Annotated in this window: 16 protein-coding genes; 15 read left to right on the forward strand and 1 reads right to left on the reverse strand. The window is 72.7% G+C overall.

The window, feature by feature from the left end; genetic code table 11:
* Nucleotides 1-108: 108 nt before the first annotated feature.
* The 3 genes from hisI to ACFO3J_RS02770 all read left to right on the forward strand — a co-directional run bounded on the left by hisI (nucleotide 109) and on the right by ACFO3J_RS02770 (nucleotide 3,724).
* Nucleotides 109-468 (forward strand): phosphoribosyl-AMP cyclohydrolase, encoded by a 360-nt coding sequence (gene hisI / locus ACFO3J_RS02760; protein ID WP_386425741.1) that lies wholly within the window; start codon nucleotides 109-111, stop codon nucleotides 466-468.
* Between the two features lie 10 nt (nucleotides 469-478).
* Nucleotides 479-1,996, forward strand: a complete 1,518-nt coding sequence (locus ACFO3J_RS02765) for an anthranilate synthase component I (RefSeq protein ID WP_386425743.1) — start codon at nucleotides 479-481, stop codon at nucleotides 1,994-1,996.
* Nucleotides 1,997-2,149: 153 nt separating this feature from the next.
* Nucleotides 2,150-3,724, forward strand: coding sequence for a N,N-dimethylformamidase beta subunit family domain-containing protein (locus ACFO3J_RS02770; protein ID WP_386425745.1), 1,575 nt, complete (start codon nucleotides 2,150-2,152; stop codon nucleotides 3,722-3,724).
* Between the two features lie 28 nt (nucleotides 3,725-3,752).
* Here ACFO3J_RS02770 and ACFO3J_RS02775 read toward each other — a convergent pair whose 3' ends face one another.
* Entirely contained in the window at nucleotides 3,753-5,042 is a 1,290-nt protein-coding gene (locus tag ACFO3J_RS02775; RefSeq protein WP_449343636.1) for a S53 family peptidase, read from the reverse strand.
* 224 nt (nucleotides 5,043-5,266) lie between these two features.
* Between ACFO3J_RS02775 and ACFO3J_RS02780 the strand changes: the two genes are divergently transcribed.
* From ACFO3J_RS02780 to ACFO3J_RS02835, 12 genes are all read left to right on the forward strand, one after another.
* Nucleotides 5,267-5,941 carry a TIGR02234 family membrane protein gene (locus ACFO3J_RS02780; RefSeq protein ID WP_386425748.1) on the forward strand — a complete coding sequence of 225 codons (675 nt, stop codon included), beginning with the start codon at nucleotides 5,267-5,269 and terminating at the stop codon, nucleotides 5,939-5,941.
* 154 nt (nucleotides 5,942-6,095) lie between these two features.
* On the forward strand, nucleotides 6,096-6,368 hold the full coding sequence (locus ACFO3J_RS02785; protein WP_386425750.1) for an HGxxPAAW family protein: 273 nt from the start codon (nucleotides 6,096-6,098) through the stop codon (nucleotides 6,366-6,368).
* Nucleotides 6,369-6,491: 123 nt separating this feature from the next.
* A complete protein-coding gene (locus ACFO3J_RS02790; RefSeq protein WP_386425753.1) occupies nucleotides 6,492-7,013 on the forward strand; it encodes a DUF2752 domain-containing protein in 522 nt (173 codons plus the stop codon).
* A 171-nt stretch (nucleotides 7,014-7,184) separates the two neighbouring features.
* Nucleotides 7,185-7,994, forward strand: a complete 810-nt coding sequence (gene trpC / locus ACFO3J_RS02795; RefSeq protein ID WP_386425755.1) for an indole-3-glycerol phosphate synthase TrpC — start codon at nucleotides 7,185-7,187, stop codon at nucleotides 7,992-7,994.
* A 596-nt stretch (nucleotides 7,995-8,590) separates the two neighbouring features.
* A complete protein-coding gene (locus ACFO3J_RS02800) occupies nucleotides 8,591-8,668 on the forward strand; it encodes a hypothetical protein (protein WP_386426029.1) in 78 nt (25 codons plus the stop codon).
* Between the two features lie 94 nt (nucleotides 8,669-8,762).
* Nucleotides 8,763-10,034 carry a tryptophan synthase subunit beta gene (gene trpB / locus ACFO3J_RS02805; RefSeq protein WP_386425757.1) on the forward strand — a complete coding sequence of 424 codons (1,272 nt, stop codon included), beginning with the start codon at nucleotides 8,763-8,765 and terminating at the stop codon, nucleotides 10,032-10,034.
* Nucleotides 10,031-10,864, forward strand: a complete 834-nt coding sequence (gene trpA / locus ACFO3J_RS02810) for a tryptophan synthase subunit alpha (RefSeq protein WP_386425760.1) — start codon at nucleotides 10,031-10,033, stop codon at nucleotides 10,862-10,864. The genes trpB and trpA overlap by 4 nt, the downstream gene beginning before the upstream one ends.
* A 121-nt stretch (nucleotides 10,865-10,985) precedes the next feature.
* On the forward strand, nucleotides 10,986-11,804 hold the full coding sequence (locus ACFO3J_RS02815; protein WP_386425763.1) for a DsbA family protein: 819 nt from the start codon (nucleotides 10,986-10,988) through the stop codon (nucleotides 11,802-11,804).
* A gap of 142 nt (nucleotides 11,805-11,946) precedes the next feature.
* A complete protein-coding gene (gene lgt, locus ACFO3J_RS02820) occupies nucleotides 11,947-13,005 on the forward strand; it encodes a prolipoprotein diacylglyceryl transferase (RefSeq protein WP_386425766.1) in 1,059 nt (352 codons plus the stop codon).
* 171 nt (nucleotides 13,006-13,176) lie between these two features.
* Nucleotides 13,177-13,932, forward strand: a complete 756-nt coding sequence (locus ACFO3J_RS02825) for a VIT1/CCC1 transporter family protein (protein ID WP_386425769.1) — start codon at nucleotides 13,177-13,179, stop codon at nucleotides 13,930-13,932.
* A gap of 357 nt (nucleotides 13,933-14,289) precedes the next feature.
* The gene (gene gltB / locus ACFO3J_RS02830) at nucleotides 14,290-18,858 is read left to right on the forward strand and encodes a glutamate synthase large subunit (RefSeq protein WP_386425771.1); all 4,569 of its coding nucleotides are present in this window, start codon (nucleotides 14,290-14,292) and stop codon (nucleotides 18,856-18,858) included.
* On the forward strand, nucleotides 18,851-20,314 hold the full coding sequence (locus ACFO3J_RS02835) for a glutamate synthase subunit beta (RefSeq protein WP_386425774.1): 1,464 nt from the start codon (nucleotides 18,851-18,853) through the stop codon (nucleotides 20,312-20,314). Before gltB ends, ACFO3J_RS02835 begins: the two co-directional genes overlap by 8 nt.
* The last annotated feature ends 89 nt before the right edge of the window (nucleotides 20,315-20,403 follow it).

Here is a 20,403-nt window from a genome sequence, read left to right on the forward strand (position 1 = left end):
CAACGGCGAGCGAACGCCGAATGACACCGAATGGTGGACAACTCGCCTGCCGAATAGGCCAGTTATGCGGCTTTTCCCGTTGCCGGGGATCGACGGCAGAATGGTGGCATGCCCGCGACCTCACTCGATCCCGCCATCGCCGCCCGCCTGAAGCGCAGTCCCGAAGGACTCGTGCCGGCCATCGCCCAGCAGTACGACACCGGTGAGGTGCTGATGCTCGGCTGGATGGACGCCGAGGCGCTGCACCGCACGCTGACCACCGGCCGCACCACCTACTGGAGCCGCAGCCGGCAGGAGTACTGGGTCAAGGGCGACACCTCGGGCCACGTCCAGCACGTCAAGGCCGTCGCGCTGGACTGCGACGGGGACACCGTGCTCGTCACGGTCGATCAGGTCGGCGGCGCCTGCCACACCGGGGACCGGACCTGCTTCGACGCCGACGTACTGATGCCGGCGCCGGGCCAGTAGGGTCGCCGCCATGGACCTCGAAACCTTCCGCAAGCTCGCGGTCGACCGCCGAGTCATCCCGGTCAGCCGGCGCCTCCTCGCGGACGGCGACACCCCCGTCGGCCTCTACCGCAAGCTCGCGGGGGAGCGGGTGGGCACCTTCCTGCTGGAGTCCGCCGCCGGGGGCGCGGGGGGAGGCAGGTCCTGGTCCCGCTACTCCTTCGTCGGGGTGCGGTCCGCCGCCACCCTGACCGTGCGCGACGGGCAGGCGCGCTGGCTGGGCACACCGCCGGTCGGCGTCCCGGTGGACGGCGACCCGCTGGTCGCGCTGCGCGCCACCGTCGAGGCCCTGCACACCCCGCGCGACCTGTCGGCCGGCATGCCGCCCTTCACCGGCGGCATGGTCGGCTACCTCGGCTACGACATCGTGCGGCGGCTGGAGCGGATCGGCGAGCACGCCGAGGACGTGCTGCGGCTGCCGGAGGCGACGATGCTGCTCACCTCCGACCTCGCGGTGCTCGACCACTGGGACGGCAGCGTGCTGCTGATCGCCAACGCGATCAACCACAACGACGAGGTCACCGGCGTCGACGAGGCCTACGCGGACGCGGTGGCCCGGCTCGACGCGATGGAGGCCGACCTGGCCCGGTCGGCGCCGAGCGAGCCCGCGGCGCTGCCCGGCGCGGTCGAGATCGAGTACACCGCGCGCTGGGGCGGTGAGGACTTCAAGGCGGCCGTCGAGGACATCAAGGAGCGCATCAGGGCCGGCGAGGCGTTCCAGGTGGTGGCCTCGCAGCGGTTCGAGACGCCCTGTGAGGCGAGCGCCCTCGACGTCTACCGGGTGCTGCGGGCCACCAACCCCAGCCCCTACATGTATCTGCTGCGCTTCCCGGGCGACGAGGGCGGCGCCTTCGACGTGGTGGGCTCCAGCCCCGAGGCGCTGGTCAAGGTCGAGGACGGCCGGGCGCTGCTGCACCCGATCGCCGGCACCCGCCCGCGAGGCGCCACCCCGCAGGCCGACAGCGCGCTCGCCGAGGAACTGCTCGCCGACCCCAAGGAGCGCGCCGAGCACCTGATGCTGGTCGACCTGGGGCGCAACGACCTGGGCCGCGTCTGCGAGCCGGGCTCGGTCGAGGTGGTCGACTTCATGTCGGTGGAGCGCTACTCGCACGTCATGCACATCGTCTCCACCGTCACCGGCAAGGTCGCCGAGGGCCGCAGCGCCTTCGACGTGCTCACCGCCTGCTTCCCGGCCGGCACCCTGTCCGGGGCGCCGAAGCCGCGCGCCATGCAGATCATCGAGGAGCTGGAGCCGTCCCGCCGGGGCGTGTACGGCGGCTGCGTCGGCTATCTGGACTTCGCCGGCGACTCCGACACCGCGATCGCGATCCGTACCGCGCTGCTGCGGGACGGCACCGCCTATGTCCAGGCGGGCGCGGGCATCGTCGCGGACTCCGACCCGGACGCCGAGGACACCGAGTGCCGCAACAAGGCGGCGGCGGTGCTGCGCGCGGTCGCGACGGCCAACGCGATGCGCCCGCGCTCGTAGGTCCCGCCTCCGGCGCCGGGCTCCGGCGCCGGACCGGCGTCCGTCCCCGCCACCGGCACCCCGCTGATGGACCGCTCCAGGTCGCCGGGCCACCCCGGCCGTCGCAGGATCGTGCCGAGCGCGCGAGGCGGCGGGCGGGACGGAGTCGGAGCGATGGACGACGAGGCGGGGCGCCCCGGGCCCGAAGGACCGGGCGAGAGCGGGGACGGCGAGCCCCTGGGGCGCCGGCGGTTCCTCGGGGCGGTCGCGGCCGGCGCCGCGGTCGCCGCCGCCGGGGCGGTGGCCGGATGCGACGCCGGCGAGCACAGCCGGAGCGCGGCCCCCTCCGCCGCCCAGGAGCGCGGGCGCCCGGGCGACGCCGACTGGCGTATCCGCTCCACCGGTCCGGCCGACGCGGTGCAGGGCTACACCGACAAGGTCAGCGTGCTGCCCGGCGAGGACTTCACCCTCCATGTGTCGACCACCGCGCCCGGCTTCCGCGTCTCGGCCTACCGGGTCGGCTGGTACGGCGGGGCGCAGGCCCGGCGGGTCTGGAGGTCGGGCCGGGTGCCGGGCCGGGTCCAGGGCCGGGCGCGGCTGGTCCCCGCCACCCGGACGATCCGGGCCGACTGGGAGCCGACCCTGCGGGTGCGTACCGATGACTGGCCCGAAGGGGCCTATCTGCTGCGGCTCGACGCGGAGAACGGCCACCAGCGGTATGTGCCGCTGATCGTCCGCTCGGTGAGCGGGATCGGCAAAACGGTGCTGATGCACGCCCCGGCGACCTGGCAGGCCTACAACCTGTGGGGCGGTTACAGCCTCTACGAGGGCCAGGGCGGCGCCTACGCCTACCGGTCCATGGCCGTCAGCTTCGACCGGCCCTACGACCGGAGCGGCGCGGAGAAGTTCCTGGTCTACGAGCGGGCGGTGGTGGTGCTCGCGGAGCGGCTGGGCATCCCGCTGGCCTACACCACCGGCCCCGACGTCCACCTCGCGCCGGCCGTGCTGCGCGGCGCCACCGCGGCGGTGGCCCTCGGGCACGACGAGTACTGGACGCCCGAGCAGCGGCGGCATGTCACCGCGGCCCGGGACGCCGGCACCAATCTGGCCTTCCTCGGCGCCAACACCTGCTACCGCCGGGTCCGGCTGGAGCGCGGGCCGAGCGGGCCCGTCCGTACGGTGGTCTGCTACAAGACCGACTACGCCGCCGATCCGTATCTGGCGAAGCACCCCTCGATGGCCACCACCGACTTCCGCAGCCATCCGGCCGCCGACCCGGAGTCCGCACTGACCGGGGTCATCTACGAGGGCTTCCCCACCGACGCCCCCTACGTCGTGGAACGCCCCGGCCACTGGCTCTTCGCGGGCACCGGGGTCGGCCGCGGCGAGTCCTTCGACCACTTGGTCGGCGTGGAGTACGACCGGGTGGTGCCGCACTTCACCGCCCCCTCGCCGCTGGAGATCGTCGCCCACTCGCCGCTGGTGTGCCACGGGCGGGCCAGCCACGCGGACTCCGCGTACTACACGGTGCCGAGCGGCGCGGGGGTCTTCGCCAGCGGGACGATGCGCTGGGTCGAGGCGCTGATGGCGGGTACGGGTGACGACGGCCGCGACCACGGCATGGACGCGCGGGCCCGGGAGTTCGTCACCAGGACCACCGAGAATCTGCTGCGCGCCTTCGCCGAGGGCCCGGCCGGGGGCAAACGGCCCGCGCCGCGCGACAACGTGCGCAGCGTGTACCGGGTCTGACCCCGCCGGGCCCCCGGCCGGCGGCGGCTCAGCCCTGGAAGGCCGTCAGCCCCTGGGGCGTGCCCAGTCCGGTCGGGCCGTCGTAGCCGGTCAGCCCGGTGCACAGATAGGAGCCCGAGCAGGAGCCGTTGGAGCCGCCGGCCGCGTCGTTGATCCCCTCCGGGTGGGCGTAGGGGAAGGACGCGGGGTACGAGCCGGGTGACGGCGTACCCGCCAGCGCGTAGACCGAGGCGATGATCGGCGAGGCGACGCTGGTGCCGCCGAAGACCTCCCAGCCCTGGTCACCGCCGTAGGTGTCGTACACCGCCACACCCGTACTGGGGTCGGAGACCGCCGACACATCGGCGATGGTGCGTCCGGCGCACTCGGCGTCGTGCTGCCAGACCGGCTTGGGGTCGAAGGACGTGCAGCCGGAGCCGCTGCCGCCCCAGGCCGTCTCGCCCCAGCCGCGCGCCGAGGAGTCCCTGGCCAGCGAGGTGCCGCCGATCGCGGTGACGTACTGGGAGGCGGCCGGGTACTCGGCGCCGTAGCCCGCGTCGCCGGCGCTGGCGGTGATCGCCACCCCCGGATGGTCGAAGAACTGGCTGTCGAAGAAGGGGTCGGCGGACGACTCGCCGCCGCCGTAGCTGTTGGAGACGTACCCCGCGCCGAGTGAGACCGCGGTGTTCACCGCGGCGCCCAGGTCGTCGATCGCGGACGTGGTGGCCTCGACCAGCAGGATGTGGCACTGCGGACAGATCGCGCTGACCATGTCCAGGTCGAGGGATATCTCCTCGGCCCAGGCCCGGTCGGGCACCGGCAGCGGGGACGCGCCGCCGCTCTGGCCGACCTTCCGGAAGCAGCCGTCGGCCGAACCGCAGGCCGGCAGACCGAAGGTGGAGCGGTACGCGGCGAGGTCCGCCTCGGCGTTCGGGTCGTCGTAGGCGTCCACGACCGCCACCGTCGCGCCGGCGCCTCCGGTGGCGGGCAGGGCGTAGGCGCTGAGCAGATCGGCCGGGCCCCAGCCGGAGGGGGCGGCCGCCGCATCGGTCGAACCGCTGGATTTCGCCAGGGTGTCGGCGCCGGAGGTGACCCGCACGGCCTGACAGGCCATCATGCCGGGCTTCGTACTGACCGCGCAGGACCGCGCGGTGGTCAGGCGGTGCGCGGCGGACCGCGCGCCCGCGTCCGGAGCGAGGGCCAGGCCGGAAAGGGCCAGGGCGGCCACCGCGGTGAGGGTGAGAGCGGTACGGCGGGCGGCGGGGGCGGAACTCGGGGAACTCGGGGCGGGGCTGGGGGTGGGGGTGGGGCTGGGGGTGGAGCCGAGAGTGAACGGCAAAGCGACTGCCTCCTGTTTTGTGGGGGGAGTGGAGGTCGCGGGAGCGATGTGACGGTGGTGTGTGGGACCCGTGTTGCTCCTGCTGTCTGAAGTGATTGGAGGGGCGCGGGTGAACGTATGCTGATGGGCACACGACAACAAGAAGGGATGCCGGAATCTTTGCCTCCGCTTTGCCTTCGGGCCCCGGCGGCCGCGCGGCGCGGCCGACCGGCGATAGTGGAGGGGTGACCGACGTCCCCCCGCCCCGCGCGGCAACCGAACACCCCGCACCCGCGCCCGGCGCCGACCGCCGCCGGACCGCGATGCGGGCGCTCGCGCTCGCCCTGCCGCTGGGCGCCCTGGGCTCGGCGCTCGTGCTGTTCGCCGCCGGCAAGCCCTGGTCGCACGGCACCGCGTCCTCGGCCGGCCGCGAACTCACCGTGCACGCCACCGGCAGCCAGACCACCGCGCTGCCCGGAGCCCTCGCCCTGGTCGGACTGGCCGCGCTGGTCGCGGTCTTCGCGGTACGCCGGGTGGGCCGCTACGCGGTCTCCGGCCTGCTCACACTCAGCGGTATCGGTGTGGTGGCGGTCGTCCTCGCCCGCCGCGGCGACCACGCGGCCGTCAACACCGCGGCGGCCGGCGCCACCGGCCTCACCCGCGCCACCGCCACGCACGTCACCACCACGTCCTGGCCGCTGGTCGGGGTGGCCGGCGGCCTGCTGCTGCTGATCGCGGGCCTGCTCGCGCTGCGCCACGGTCCCCGCTGGCCCGCCATGTCCAGCCGCTACGACCGGGCCGACGGCAAGCGGCCGGTGCCCCGCCGGGCCGCCGCCGCGCCGCTGGACCCCGACCGCGCCGAGGACCTGTGGAAGGCGCTCGACCGCGGCGAGGACCCCACGGCTACGGCGCCGCGCTGAGGCCCGCGCCGACCGCGCGCGCCGCCCCTCCGACCGGTCCCGCCCGTCCCCGGCGGACCACCCCCCGTGCGCGATGCGCCGGGCACACGCGCAACAATGGAAGACGGAGTGGGTGGCGAAGGAAGCCCCCTACCGAGAGCACCAGGGAGTACTCATGGCGGCCACGCACGACCACGGACACACACCCGCCGCCTGGACCGGCGTGATCATCTCCTTCATCGGGTTCTGCGTCGGCGGCGGATTCGTGGTCGCCGCCGAGCCGGCCGGTTTCTGGGCGTCCATCGGCCTGATCCTGCTCGGCCCCATCGTGGGCGGCGTGATGAAGCTGATGGGGCTGGGCGCGAAGGAGCCGGGCTACGTCGAGAGCGCCCGCGCGGAGGCCACCAAGGCCGAGCAGGAAGAGCCCCGCAGCCCCGCGAACGCCTGACCGGCATGGTGACCTGAGAACGCGGCGATCGGGCGCCGGACACACCGAGCACCAAGGGCGCAGCCGCCGGACCCCACCGTCCGCGCGCTGCGCCTTCGTGCGTCCGGCGGCAGAATCGACGGCGTGACCCCGCCGCCGCGCACCCCGCCGTTCCGCAGGGCCGGACCCGAGGCGCGGCCCGCGGACCGGCTCGTCCCGGCCGCGGGGCCCGTACCGCCGGGAGCCCCGGCCGTGTCCGGCGGCCTGCGCGCCGCGCTGCGCCGCACCGCCGTACCGGTCGCCGTACTCGGCGGGGTGGTCGGCGCCTTCTGCTACGTCGCCGCGGTCGACCCCGACAGCCCCGGTCACTATCCGCTCTGCCCGCTGCGCTATTACACCGGCCTGTCCTGCCCCGGCTGCGGCGGTCTGCGCGGCGCCCACGCCCTCGCGCACGGACAGCTGCGCACCGCGCTGGGCTGCAACGCGCTCGCCGTGGCCGGATACCTGGTCTTCGCGGTCCTCTGGGCCGGCTGGTTCACCCGGGCGGCCCGGGGCCGGACCTTCGCTCCCGCGCTGCGGCCGGCCTGGCGGAATCTGGCGATCGCCCTGGTGATCGCCTTCACCGTTGTCCGGAATCTGCCCTTCGGTGCGGCGCTCGCGCCCTGACCCCCGGGGCCGGTCCGGCCGGCTCGGACGCACGTTCGTCCAGGTGGGGGGCCATCGAATCACCGGATGCGGGTAGTCCGGCCGCTGCCGGATACCATCGGGGGTGCCGGCGGCTCCCGCCGCTGGCTTGATCATTTCGCTGCTCGACCCGGCCGAAAGGGGAGTTCTCGCGTGAGTGTGCTCGACGAGATCATCGACGGAGTCCGAGCCGACCTCGCCGAGCGACAGGCCCGGGTGACCCTCGACGACCTCAAGCGGCGGGCCGCCCGCGCACGGGACGCCAAGGACGGGGTGGCGGCGCTGCGGGGGGAGGGCGTCACCGTGATCTGCGAGGTCAAGCGGTCCAGCCCGTCCAAGGGCGCGCTCGCCGCGATCGCCGATCCGGCCGGTCTGGCCGCCGACTACGAGGCGGGCGGCGCGGCCGCGATCAGCGTCCTCACCGAGCAGCGACGCTTCGGCGGATCGCTCGCCGACCTCGAAGCGGTCCGTGCCAGGGTGGACGTCCCGGTGCTCCGCAAGGACTTCATCGTCACCGCCTACCAGCTCTGGGAGGCCCGCGCCTACGGCGCCGACCTCGCCCTGCTGATCGTCTCGGCGCTGGACCAGCCCGCACTCGTCTCCCTGATCGAGCGCGCGGAGTCCATCGGGCTCACCCCGCTGGTCGAGGTCCACGACGAGGAGGAAGTCGCCCGCGCGGTGGACGCCGGCGCCCGCGTGATCGGCGTCAACGCGCGCAATCTCAAGACCCTCGAAGTCGACCGCGGCACCTTCGCGCGGGTCGCCCCCCGCATCCCGGACCGCATCGTCAAGGTCGCCGAGTCCGGCGTCCGCGGCCCCCATGATCTGATCGCCTACGCCCACGACGGCGCCGACGCGGTCCTGGTCGGCGAGTCCCTGGTCACCGGCAAGGACCCCCGCACGGCGGTGGCGGACCTGGTGGCGGCGGGGGCGCATCCCGCACTGCGAAACGGGCGGGACTGAGGGTTCCCCCGGGTGCCTTTTGATGGGTGCCGTTTCGTGGGCACCGTCCGAGGGGGCACCGCCCTTTCCCCCTTTTTGCCGCCCTCTCGCCGCCGGGCGCTCAAAGTCCGGTGTGGGGGCACCTCCCAGCGTTAGCCGGGGGAGGTCGATCGTGCTCGATCCTTCTCCCCCAGACTCCGTCCGGGGGGACCCCCACTCAGGACATCCGCGCGTTCTCTCCCCCAGCTAACGCTGGGAGGTGCCCCCATTTCGACACCGGCGCGCCCTTCGGCCCGCTGGCTACCGGCGAGCCGTCGGGCGTCAGGTGGGCCCAGCGGCGCACCGCCTGGGTCACCGGGCGCCGTGCGGTGCCCATCAGGGGCGCGGGGAACTGCGCGACAAGCCGACCTGGCCGGGAAGGTCCGGAGACGGCCGGAGTGGGCAGGGCAGCCGGGTCCGGGCACCGCCCGGAGCACCCGGCCACCGCTGGCGGACGGTCCGGAGACGGCCGGGCCTCGGCGCCGCCTGCGGCACCCGCTAGACTCCCACCCGTGCCCATCGCCTCCCGTCTCGCTCCCGGTTGCCGCCCCCGCGGCTGCCGTGCGCCGGCCAGGCGGGTGCTCGGGCGGCGGGTGCGGTACGTGATCGGGGGAGAGCCCGGTCAGGTGAACGGCAGGCGATGGCGTCGCGGCTGATCCGCGTACAGCGTTGGCCGGCGGCGGCGTAGAGGCGACCGTCCGGCGGCTCCAGCATCTCCTCAGCCACTGACCCACCTGCCAGGGGACACCCATGTCAGAAAAAAACGAGTTCTTCTTTCCCGACCCCGAAGGCGTCGTGCCGACCCCCGAGGGGTATTTCGGGGCCTTCGGCGGCAAATTCATCCCGGAGGCGCTGGTCGCCGCCGTGGACGAGGTCGCCGTCGAGTACGAGAAGGCCAAGGCCGACCCCGCCTTCGCCGCCGAGCTGAACGACCTGATGGTCAACTACGCCGGCCGCCCCAGCGCCCTCACCGAAGTGCCGCGGTTCGCCGAGCAGGCCGGCGGCGCCCGGGTCTTCCTCAAGCGGGAGGACCTCAACCACACCGGCTCGCACAAGATCAACAATGTGCTCGGCCAGACCCTGCTCACCCGGCGGATGGGCAAGACCCGGGTGATCGCCGAGACCGGCGCCGGCCAGCACGGCGTGGCCACCGCCACCGCCTGCGCCCTGTTCGGCCTGGACTGCACCATCTACATGGGCGAGGTCGACACCGAGCGGCAGGCCCTCAATGTCGCCCGGATGCGGATGCTGGGCGCCGAGGTCGTCGCGGTGAAGTCCGGCAGCCGCACCCTCAAGGACGCCATCAACGAGGCCTTCCGCGACTGGGTGGCCAATGTCGACCGCACCCATTACCTGTTCGGCACGGTGGCCGGCCCGCACCCCTTCCCCGCGCTGGTCCGCGACTTCCACCGGGTGATCGGGGTCGAGGCCCGCCGCCAGCTGCTGGAGCGGGCCGGGCGGCTGCCCGACGCCGCGGTGGCCTGTGTCGGCGGCGGCTCCAACGCCATGGGCCTGTTCCACGCCTTCCTGCCCGACGCCGGGGTGCGGCTGATCGGCTGCGAACCGGCCGGGCACGGCATCGGGACCGGCGAGCACGCCGCGACCCTCACCGAGGGCGAGCCCGGCATCCTGCACGGCTCCCGCTCGTACGTGCTCCAGGACGACGAGGGCCAGATCACCGAGCCGTACTCGATCTCGGCCGGCCTGGACTACCCGGGCGTCGGCCCCGAGCACGCCTATCTGAAGGACTCCGGCCGCGCCGAGTACCGCTCGGTCACCGACGACGAGGCGATGCGGGCCCTGCGCCTGCTGTCCCGTACCGAAGGCATCATCCCCGCCATCGAGAGCGCCCACGCCCTGGCCGGCGCGCTGGAGATCGGCCGCGAGCTGGGCCCCGACGGCCTGGTCCTGGTCAATCTCTCCGGGCGCGGCGACAAGGACATGGACACCGCGGCCCGTTACTTCGGGCTGTACGAGCCGACGGCCGACGTCGACGAGGAGCACGAGGTGGCGGCGAAGTGAGCACCCAGACAGCGGCCGGACGGATCACCCTGCTCGAAGAGACCCTCGCGGGCGCCAAGGCCGAGGGCCGCGCCGCGCTCATCGCCTATCTGCCGGCCGGGTTCCCGACCGTGGACGGTGGTATCGAAGCGGTGAAGGCCGTCTTCGAGGGCGGCGCCGACGTCGTCGAGGTCGGCCTGCCGCACAGCGACCCGGTGCTGGACGGGCCGGTCATCCAGACCGCCGACGACATCGCGCTGAAGAACGGCGTGCGCATCGCCGACGTCCTGCGGACCGTACGGGAGGCGCACGCCGCCTCCGGCAAGCCGGTGCTGGTGATGACCTACTGGAACCCGGTGGACCGCTACGGCGCCGAGCGGTTCGCCGCGGAGCTGGCCGAGGCCGGCGGCGCGGGCTGCATCCTGCCCGACCTGCCGGTGGAGGAGTCCGAGGTATGGCGGAAGGCGGCCCAACTGCACGGTCTGGCCACCGTCTTCGTCGTCGCGCCCTCCAGCCGTGACGAGCGGCTGGCCAAGATCACCGCGGCCGGCACCGGCTTCGTCTACGCCGCCTCGCTGATGGGTGTCACCGGCACCCGGGCCAGTGTCGGCGCCCAGGCCGCCGACCTGGTGCGCCGGACGAGGGCCGGCACCGAGCTGCCGGTCTGCGTGGGCCTGGGCGTGTCCGACGCGGCCCAGGCCGCCGAGGTGGCCGGCTTCGCCGACGGTGTGATCGTCGGCTCGGCGTTCGTCAAGCGGCTGCTGGACCACGCGGACGACCCGGCCGGCGGACTCGACGCGGTGCGGGCGCTGGCCGCCGAACTCGCCGAGGGCGTCCGCAAGCGCGGCTGACAGCCGCGGACGGCCGCTGAGGGGGCCGCCGCATCACTCCGAGGACGGATTCTTTTCACCCCGGAGGGCGAAAAACGGTGTGGGGAGACGCTGAGCGTCTCCCCACACCGTTGCCAGGGGCGTGAGCGACAAGAACCGTGACGGAAAACGCAGCGCCCGCGAGGCGCTCCAGGAACAGCGGGCGAAGGAGCAGAACAAGACCAAACGCAAGCGGACCGGGATCGTGGCGGGCGCCGTCCTCGGGGTCCTGGTCGTCGGCGCCCTGATCGGCGTGGTCGTCTCGGACAACGACAGCGGTGGCGGCGGCAGCGACTCGGCGGGCGAGGTGAGCGCCCCCAAGGGCGCGATCGGCAACGACAAGCTGGTGATCCCGGTCGGCGCCTCCGACGCCCCCTCGGCGCTGACGATCTACGAGGACTTCCGCTGCCCCGCCTGCGACTCCTTCGAGAAGACCTTCACGCCGACCATCCAGGGACTGGAGAACAGCGGGCAGCTGCGCACCGAATACCACCTGGTGACGCTGATCGACGGCAATCTCGGCGGTTCCGGCTCGCTGACCGCCGCGAACGCGGCCGGCTGCGCCCAGGACGCCGGCGACTTCCGCGCCTACCACGACGTGCTCTACGCCAACCAGCCCGAGGAGCAGAAGGACACCTTCGCCGACAAGAACACCCTGCTCCGGCTGGCCGGCCAGGTGAAGGGCCTGAAGACACCCTCCTTCACCGCCTGTGTGAACAACGGCACACACAACAGCTGGGTGAAGAAGTCCGACGACGCCTTCAACTCCTCCGGCTTCACCTCCACCCCCACCGTGCTGCTCAACGGCAAGAACATCTTCGGCAGCCAGAGCGCCCCGCTCACCCCCGCCTCGCTCCAGCAGATGGTCGCGCGGGCGAACAAGGGCAAACAGCCGGGGAAGGTCAGCCCGACCCCTTCCTGAACCCCTCCTGACCGCCGCCTGACCGTCTCCGGCCCCCTCCCGGACCGGGCCGGAGCAGTGGAGAGGAACGGGGGAAGTTATCCAGCCGTAGCCGGGCGGGTTGCCCTACCACCCGTCCGGCAAGGTAGCGTCGGTCATTGCCATGAACCTCGCATTCATCCCCAGCCCTTCGCAGGGAGTCGTCCACCTCGGACCGCTTCCGCTGCGCGGCTACGCGTTCTGCATCATCATCGGCGTGTTCGTAGCCGTATGGCTCGGCAGCAAGCGCTGGCTCGCCCGCGGCGGCAAGGCCGGCACGGTCGCCGACATCGCCGTGTGGGCGGTGCCCTTCGGTCTGGTCGGCGGGCGTCTTTACCACGTCATCACCGACTACGAGCTGTACTTCAGCAGCGGCAAGGACTGGGTCGACGCCTTCAAGGTCTGGCAGGGCGGCCTCGGCATCTGGGGGGCCATCGCGCTCGGCGCGCTGGGCGCCTGGATCGGCTGCCGGCGCCGGGGCATCGCCCTGCCCGCCTACGCGGACGCCATCGCGCCGGGCATCGCCCTGGCGCAGGCGATCGGCCGCTGGGGCAACTGGTTCAACCAGGAGCTCTACGGGCGGGCCACGACACTGCCGTGGGGCCTGAAGATCGACCCGGCGCACCGGCCGGAGGGGACCCCGGGCCTGGCGACGTACCAGCCGACCTTCCTCTACGAGTCGCTGTGGTGCGTCGGGGTGGCCCTGCTGGTCATCTGGGCCGACCGCCGCTTCCGGCTGGGCCACGGGCGGGCGTTCGCGCTGTACGTCGCCTCGTACACGGTGGGCCGGTTCTGGATCGAGTATCTGCGGGTGGACGACGCCCACCACATCCTCGGCCTGCGGCTCAACGACTGGACGGCGATCGTCGTCTTCACCGGCGCCGTCGTCTACTTCGTGCTCTCCGCCCGCCGCCACCCGGGCCTGGAGGAAGTCGTCGAGCCCGACATCGCCGCCCTGCCGGTCACCGCGGCGAGCGGTGAGCCCGGCGCGGGCGACGAAGCCCCCGAAGCCACCGAAGCAGGAGACACCGGGGACGCAGCCGAGCAGGCCGCGGACTCGGCGGCCACCCCCGCGGACGCGCCCGATCCCGCCCGGCCGGATCCGGAGCCGGCCGGAGAGCCCGCCACGCCGGCCGGCGCCGAGTCGGCTGACCAGCACGAAAGCGCGTCCAAGAGCCTCTGACGGCCCGCCGCCAACGCCGCCGCGCACCCGCCGGAGCATCCGAGAACGCCCCTCATCGAGGGGCGTTCTCGCAGGTCAGGGCAGCCTTTCCTTGCTGGCGGCCGACCGGAATCGTGCGTACGGTCGAACTGATGGGCGGCAGTGGGCTGCCCCTGGGAAGGGGTGGACCGGATGACCGCAGCCGTTGAAGCGACCGTCGAGCAGACCCCCGGAACCGGGCCCGCGGCCCCTTACCACGTCCCCCACCACTCCCACCGCGATGTCAGCGGCGGCTGGCTGCGCCCCGCCGTGTTCGGCGCGATGGACGGGCTGGTCTCCAACCTCGCGCTGATGACCGGTGTGGCCGGCGGCGACGTCTCCAGCCGGACCGTGGTGGTGACGGGGCTGGCCGGTCTGGCGGCCGGCGCCTTCTCGATGGCGGCCGGCGAGTACACCTCGGTGGCCTCGCAGCGCGAGCTGGTCGAGGCCGAGCTGGACGTGGAGCGGATCGAACTGCGCCGGCACCCCGAGGAGGAGCTGCGCGAACTGGCCGAGCTGTACGTGTCGCGCGGGGTGGAGCCGGCGCTGGCCCACGAGGTGGCCCGGCAGCTGTCGGCCGATCCGGAGCGGGCGCTGGAGATCCACGCCCGTGAGGAACTGGGCGTCGACCCCACCGACCTGCCCTCGCCGCTGATAGCCGCGGCCTCCTCCTTCGTGGCGTTCGCACTGGGCGCGCTGCTGCCGGTGCTGCCGTATCTGCTGGGCGGCCAGGCGCTGTGGCCGGCCGTGCTGCTCGCGCTGGCCGGGCTCTTCGGCTGCGGCGCCGCGGTGGCCCGGGTGACCGCGCGCTCCTGGTGGTACAGCGGACTGCGGCAGCTGGCCCTGGGCGGCGCGGCCGGCGGGATTACCTTCGCCCTCGGCACGGTTATCGGTACGGCGGTCGGCTAGACCGCCGCCCGTCCTGTCCCGCCCACCCCGCTCCTGTGACGCCGCGTCGCGGCGGTGCGAAGCTCGTGTTTCCCGCTCGTTTCGGATACGCCCACACGGGGCATCAATGCGTAACGCGCCGGCAGAGCCGCCAGGCTGCGTGACAGGAACGGACGCGACCGACGATCGTGCTTGCGTGCTGGCCTGAACTGATCGCTCCACCCTCCGGTATGTCCACATACTGGAAGCAGTTATCCGCTTCTCGAACATCCGGTCATCATGTAACCTGCACGAAATCGCAGAGGGCCAACGTCGTCCCTGTTGCTCACGCCTGGGAACAGGCGATGCATATCAGCCAAAGACGACGACGGGAGAGCCATGCGTTCGCGTTCCGCGTTCATGGACGGGCGCCCCGCCCCGCAGGGGATGTACGACCCCCGCAACGAGCACGACGCCTGTGGTGTCGGTTTCGTGGCCACCCTCACCGGTGAGGCGAGCCACGGGCTCGTCGACCAGGCGCTCACCGTCCTGCGCAACCTGGAGCACCGGGGTGCCACCGGCGCCGAGCCCGACTCGGGCGACGGCGCGGGCATCCTGCTCCAGGTCCCGGACGCCTTCCTGCGCGCCACCGCCGGATTCGACCTGCCGGCCGCCGGGCACTACGCCGTCGGTCTCGCCTTCCTGCCCCCGGAGCACGACGACCGCACCAAGGCCGTCGACGCCATCGAGCGCATCGCCGCCGAGGAGAGCCTGTCCGTCCTCGGCTGGCGCGAGGTCCCGACCGACCCCGACCTGCTCGGTACCACCTCCCGTTCCACCATGCCCTATTTCGCGCAGCTCTTCCTGGCCGACCCGTCCGGGCAGCGCTCCGGCATCGAGCTGGACCGACTCGCCTTCGTGCTGCGCAAGCGCGCCGAGCGCGAGGCCGACGTGTACTTCCCGTCGCTGTCCGCGCGGACGATCATCTACAAGGGCATGCTGACCACCGGCCAGCTGGAGCCGTTCTTCCCCGACCTGTCCGACGAGCGGTTCGCCACCGCCATCGCGCTGGTCCACTCCCGCTTCTCCACCAACACCTTCCCGAGCTGGCCGCTCGCCCATCCGTACCGCTTCGTCGCGCACAACGGCGAGATCAACACGGTGAAGGGCAACCGCAACTGGATGCGGGCCCGCGAGTCGCAGCTGGCCAGCGACCTGTTCAGCGCCGCCGGCAGCCGCTTCGGGTCCGACGACCTGGAGCGGATCTTCCCGATCTGCACCCCCGGCGCCTCCGACACCGCGTCCTTCGACGAGGTGCTGGAGCTGCTGCACCTCGGCGGACGCTCGCTGCCGCACAGCGTGCTGATGATGATCCCGGAGGCCTGGGAGAACCACGAGTCGATGGACCCGGCCCGCCGGGCCTTCTACCGCTACCACTCCACCCTGATGGAGCCCTGGGACGGCCCGGCCTGCGTCACCTTCTCCGACGGCTCCGTGGTCGGTGCGGTCCTGGACCGCAACGGCCTGCGCCCGGGGCGCTACTGGGTCACCGACGACGGCCTGGTGGTGCTCGCCTCCGAGTCCGGCGTGCTCGACATCGCCCCGGAGAAGATCGTCCGCAAGGGCCGCCTGCAGCCCGGCCGGATGTTCCTGGTCGACACCGTCTCGCACCGCATCGTCGAGGACGACGAGATCAAGGCCGGCATCGCCGCCGAGCACCCGTACAGCGACTGGCTGGAAGCCGGTCTGATCGACCTGGCCGACCTGCCCGAGCGCGAGCACATCGTGCACACCCACGCCTCGGTCACCCGCCGCCAGCAGACCTTCGGCTACACCGAGGAAGAACTGCGCGTGCTGCTGGCGCCGATGGCCCGGGCCGGCGCCGAACCGATCGGCTCCATGGGCACCGACTCGCCGATCGCCGCCCTGTCCGCGCGGCCCCGGCTGCTCTTCGACTACTTCACCCAGCTGTTCGCGCAGGTCACCAACCCGCCGCTGGACGCCATCCGCGAGGAACTCGTCACCTCGCTGGTGTCCACCATCGGCCCGTCCTGCAATCTGCTGGAGCCCAGCCCCGCCTCCTGTCGCAACATCACGCTGCCGTTCCCGGTGATCGACAACGACGAGCTGGCCAAGCTCATCCACGTCAACGCCGACGGCGACATGCCCGGCATGAAGGCCGCCACCCTGTCCGGCCTGTACCGCGTCACCGGCGGCGGCGACGCGCTGGCGGCCCGGCTCGCCGAGATCTGCGCCGAGACCGACGCCGCCATAGAGGACGGCGCCCGCCTGATCGTGCTGTCCGACCGGCACTCCGACGCCGAGCACGCCCCGATCCCGTCGCTGCTGCTCACCTCCACGGTCCACCACCACCTGATCCGCACCAAGCAGCGCACCCAGGTCGGCCTGCTCATCGAGGCCGGCGACGTACGCGAGGTGCACCATGTGGCACTGCTGATCGGCTACGGCGCCGCGGCCGTCAACCCCTACCTCGCCATGGAGTCCGTCGAGGACCTGGTGCGGGCCGGCACCTTCCTGCCGGCCGGCGACCCCGAGCACGCGATCCGCAACCTGATCAAGGCCCTCGGCAAGGGCGTGCTGAAGGTGATGTCCAAGATGGGCATCTCCACCGTCGCCTCCTACCGCGGCGCGCAGGTCTTCGAGGCCGTCGGCCTGGACACCGACTTCGTGGACACCTACTTCCACGGCACCGACAGCAAGATCGGCGGCGCCGGCATCGGCGTCATCGCCGAGGAGGTCGCCGCCCGGCACGCCAAGGCGTATCCGGTCTCCGGCATCGCCGCCGCGCACCGCAGGCTGGAGATCGGCGGCGAGTACCAGTGGCGCCGCGAGGGCGAACCGCACCTGTTCGACCCGGACACCGTCTTCCGGCTCCAGCACGCCACCCGCACCCGGCGCTACGACATCTTCAAGCAGTACACCTCGCGGGTGAACGAGCAGTCCGAGCGGCTGATGACGCTGCGCGGCCTGTTCGGCCTCAAGGCCGACCGCCCGCCGGTCCCGCTGGACGAGGTCGAGCCGGTCGCCGAGATCGTCAAGCGCTTCTCCACCGGCGCCATGTCCTACGGCTCGATCTCCCGCGAGGCGCACGAGACGCTGGCCATCGCGATGAACCAGCTCGGCGGCAAGTCCAACACCGGTGAGGGCGGCGAGGACCCGGACCGGCTCTACGACCCCGCCCGGCGCAGCGCCATCAAGCAGGTCGCCTCCGGCCGGTTCGGCGTCACCAGCGAGTACCTGGTCAACGCCGACGACATCCAGATCAAGATGGCCCAGGGCGCCAAGCCCGGCGAGGGCGGCCAGCTGCCCGGTCACAAGGTCTACCCGTGGATCGCCGGCACCCGGCACTCCACGGCCGGCGTCGGCCTGATCTCCCCGCCGCCGCACCACGACATCTACTCCATCGAGGACCTCGCCCAGCTCATCCACGACCTGAAGAACGCCAACCCCAAGGCGCGTGTCCACGTCAAGCTGGTCTCCGAGGTCGGCGTCGGCACCGTCGCCGCCGGGGTGTCCAAGGCGCACGCCGACGTGGTGCTGATCTCCGGGCACGACGGCGGCACCGGCGCCTCCCCGCTGACCTCGCTCAAGCACGCCGGCGGACCCTGGGAGCTGGGCCTGGCCGAGACCCAGCAGACGCTGCTGCTCAACGGACTGCGGGACCGTATCGTCGTGCAGACCGACGGCCAGCTGAAGACCGGCCGCGACGTCGTGATCGCCACCCTGCTCGGCGCCGAGGAGTTCGGCTTCGCCACCGCGCCGCTGGTGGTCTCCGGCTGCATCATGATGCGCGTCTGCCACCTGGACACCTGCCCGGTCGGCGTCGCCACCCAGAACCCGGTGCTGCGCGAGCGGTTCAGCGGCAAGCCCGAGTTCGTGGTGAACTTCTTCGAGTTCATCGCCGAGGAGGTCCGGGAGATCCTCGCCGAGCTGGGCTTCCGCACCCTGGAGGAGGCCGTCGGCCACGCCGAGCTGATCGACGCCGGCCGCGCGGTCGACCACTGGAAGGCACAGGGCCTGGACCTGGCCCCGCTGCTGTACGTGCCGGAGCTGCCCGAGGGCGCCGTGCTGCACCACAGCACCGGCCAGGACCACGGTCTGGCCCGCGCGCTGGACAACGAGCTGATCCGGCTGGCCGCCGAGGCGCTGGAGTCCGGCGCCCCGGTCCGCGCCCAGCTGCCGATCCGCAATGTCAACCGCACGGTCGGCACCATGCTCGGCCACGAGGTGACCAAGAAGTACGGCGGCGCCGGCCTGCCCGAGGGCACCATCGACATCACCTTCACCGGCTCGGCCGGCCAGTCCTTCGGCGCCTTCCTGCCCAGCGGTGTCACGCTGCGGCTCGAAGGCGACGCCAACGACTACGTCGGCAAGGGGCTGTCCGGCGGCCGGGTGATCGTCCGGCCCGACCGCGGCGCCGACCACCTCGCCGAGGAGTCCACCATCGCCGGCAACACCATCGCCTACGGCGCCACCGGCGGCGAGCTGTTCCTGCGCGGCCGGACCGGCGAGCGGTTCTGCGTCCGCAACTCCGGCGCCACCGTGGTGGCCGAAGGCGTCGGCGACCACGGCTGCGAGTACATGACCGGCGGCCGGGCCGTGGTGCTCGGCTCCACCGGGCGGAACTTCGCGGCCGGCATGTCCGGCGGCATCGCCTACGTCCTCGACCTGGACCCGGCGGCCGTCAACCCGGGCATGGTCGCCGTCGAGGCGCTCGACGCCGACGACATCACGTGGCTGCACGACGTCGTGCGCCGCCACCGCGAGGAGACCGCCTCCACCGTCGCCGAGCGGCTGCTCGCCGACTGGGGCGGCGCCCTCACCCGCTTCGGCAAGGTCATGCCGAGGGACTACAAAGCAGTGCTCGCCGCCAAGAACGCCGCCGAGCAGGCCGGACTGTCCGAGTCCGAGACCACCGCGAAGATGATGGAGGCGGCAAATGGCTGACCCCAAAGGCTTCCTCAGCACGCCACGGGTCGCAGCGCCGACCCGGTCCGTCGAGGAACGCCGGCAGGACTGGAACGAGGTCTACGTTCCCGGTGGGCTGCTGCCGATCATCAGCGAGCAGGCCGGCCGCTGCATGGACTGCGGCATCCCCTTCTGCCACAACGGCTGCCCGCTGGGCAATCTGATCCCCGAGTGGAACGACTACGCCTACCGCGGGGACTGGACCGCCGCCAGCGAGCGGCTGCACGCCACCAACAACTTCCCTGAGTTCACCGGGCGGCTGTGCCCGGCGCCCTGCGAGTCCGCGTGCGTGCTCGGCATCAACCAGCCCGCGGTCACCATCAAGAACGTCGAAGTCACCATCATCGACAAGGCCTGGGACAACGGGGACGTCACCCCGCAGCCCCCGGAGCGGCTGTCCGGCAAGACCGTCGCCGTGATCGGCTCGGGCCCGGCCGGCCTGGCCGCCGCCCAGCAGCTCACCCGGGCCGGCCACACCGTCGCGGTCTACGAGCGGGCCGACCGGATCGGCGGACTGCTGCGCTACGGCATCCCCGAGTTCAAGATGGAGAAGCGGCACATCAACCGCCGCATCGAGCAGATGCGCGCCGAGGGCACCAAATTCCGCACCGGTGTGCAGATCGGCACCGACCTGGACGCCGCCAAGCTCGCCAAGCGCTACGACGCGGTGGTCATCGCGGCCGGCGCCACCCAGTGGCGGGACCTGCCGGTCGAGGGCCGCGAACTGGTTGGCGTCCACCAGGCGATGGAGTACCTGCCGCTGTCCAACAAGGTGCAGGAGGGCGACTTCGTCGCGCCGCCGATCACCGCCGAGGGCAAGCACGTCGTCGTCATCGGCGGCGGCGACACCGGCGCGGACTGCGTCGGCACCGCCCACCGCCAGGGCGCGCTGTCCGTCACCCAGCTGGAGATCATGCCCCGGCCGTCCGACGACCGCCCGGCGCACCAGCCGTGGCCGACGATGCCGATGGTCTACAAGGTCACCTCCGCGCACGAGGAGGGCGGCGAGCGGGTCTACGCCGTCAACACCGTGCGGTTCACCGGCGACGAGCAGGGCCGGGTCCGTGAACTCCACCTGGTCGAGGTCGCCTTCGAGGGCGGCACCTTCGTCCCGCAGGAGGGCACCGAGCGGATCATCCCGGCCGACCTGGTCACCCTGGCGATGGGCTTCACCGGCACCGATCAGGGCAACGGCATGATCGAGCAGCTCGGTCTCCAGCTCGACGCCCGCGGCAACATCGCGCGTGACGGCGCCTACGCGACCAATGTCGAGGGTGTCTTCGTGGCCGGCGACGCCGGCCGCGGCCAGTCCCTGATCGTCTGGGCGATAGCCGAAGGCCGCTCGGCGGCCAAGGAGGTGGACACCTACCTCATGGGCCTGCCGTCCGCCCTGCACGCCCCGATCCGACCGACCGACCGCCCCCTCACCGTCTGAGGGCCCCACCTGTCCCACCGTCCCGCCCGACGACGTGCGGTACACAGCACCACCCACAGCGCCCGCCCCTCCCCGACCACGGAGGCGGG

The organism is Streptomyces polygonati, assembly GCF_042650325.1.
GTDB lineage: Bacteria > Actinomycetota > Actinomycetes > Streptomycetales > Streptomycetaceae > Actinacidiphila > Actinacidiphila polygonati.

Excerpts from the sequence above, each read along its gene's own strand:
- hisI (WP_386425741.1), top strand. The coding sequence starts at position 109 with ATGCCCGCGACCTCACTCGATCCCGCCATCGCCGCCCGCCTGAAGCGC.
- ACFO3J_RS02765 (WP_386425743.1), top strand. The coding sequence starts at position 479 with ATGGACCTCGAAACCTTCCGCAAGCTCGCGGTCGACCGCCGAGTCATC.
- ACFO3J_RS02770 (WP_386425745.1), top strand. The coding sequence starts at position 2,150 with ATGGACGACGAGGCGGGGCGCCCCGGGCCCGAAGGACCGGGCGAGAGC.
- ACFO3J_RS02785 (WP_386425750.1), top strand. The coding sequence starts at position 6,096 with ATGGCGGCCACGCACGACCACGGACACACACCCGCCGCCTGGACCGGC.
- trpB (WP_386425757.1), top strand. The coding sequence starts at position 8,763 with ATGTCAGAAAAAAACGAGTTCTTCTTTCCCGACCCCGAAGGCGTCGTG.
- lgt (WP_386425766.1), top strand. The coding sequence starts at position 11,947 with ATGAACCTCGCATTCATCCCCAGCCCTTCGCAGGGAGTCGTCCACCTC.
- ACFO3J_RS02825 (WP_386425769.1), top strand. The coding sequence starts at position 13,177 with ATGACCGCAGCCGTTGAAGCGACCGTCGAGCAGACCCCCGGAACCGGG.
- gltB (WP_386425771.1), top strand. The coding sequence starts at position 14,290 with ATGCGTTCGCGTTCCGCGTTCATGGACGGGCGCCCCGCCCCGCAGGGG.
- ACFO3J_RS02835 (WP_386425774.1), top strand. The coding sequence starts at position 18,851 with ATGGCTGACCCCAAAGGCTTCCTCAGCACGCCACGGGTCGCAGCGCCG.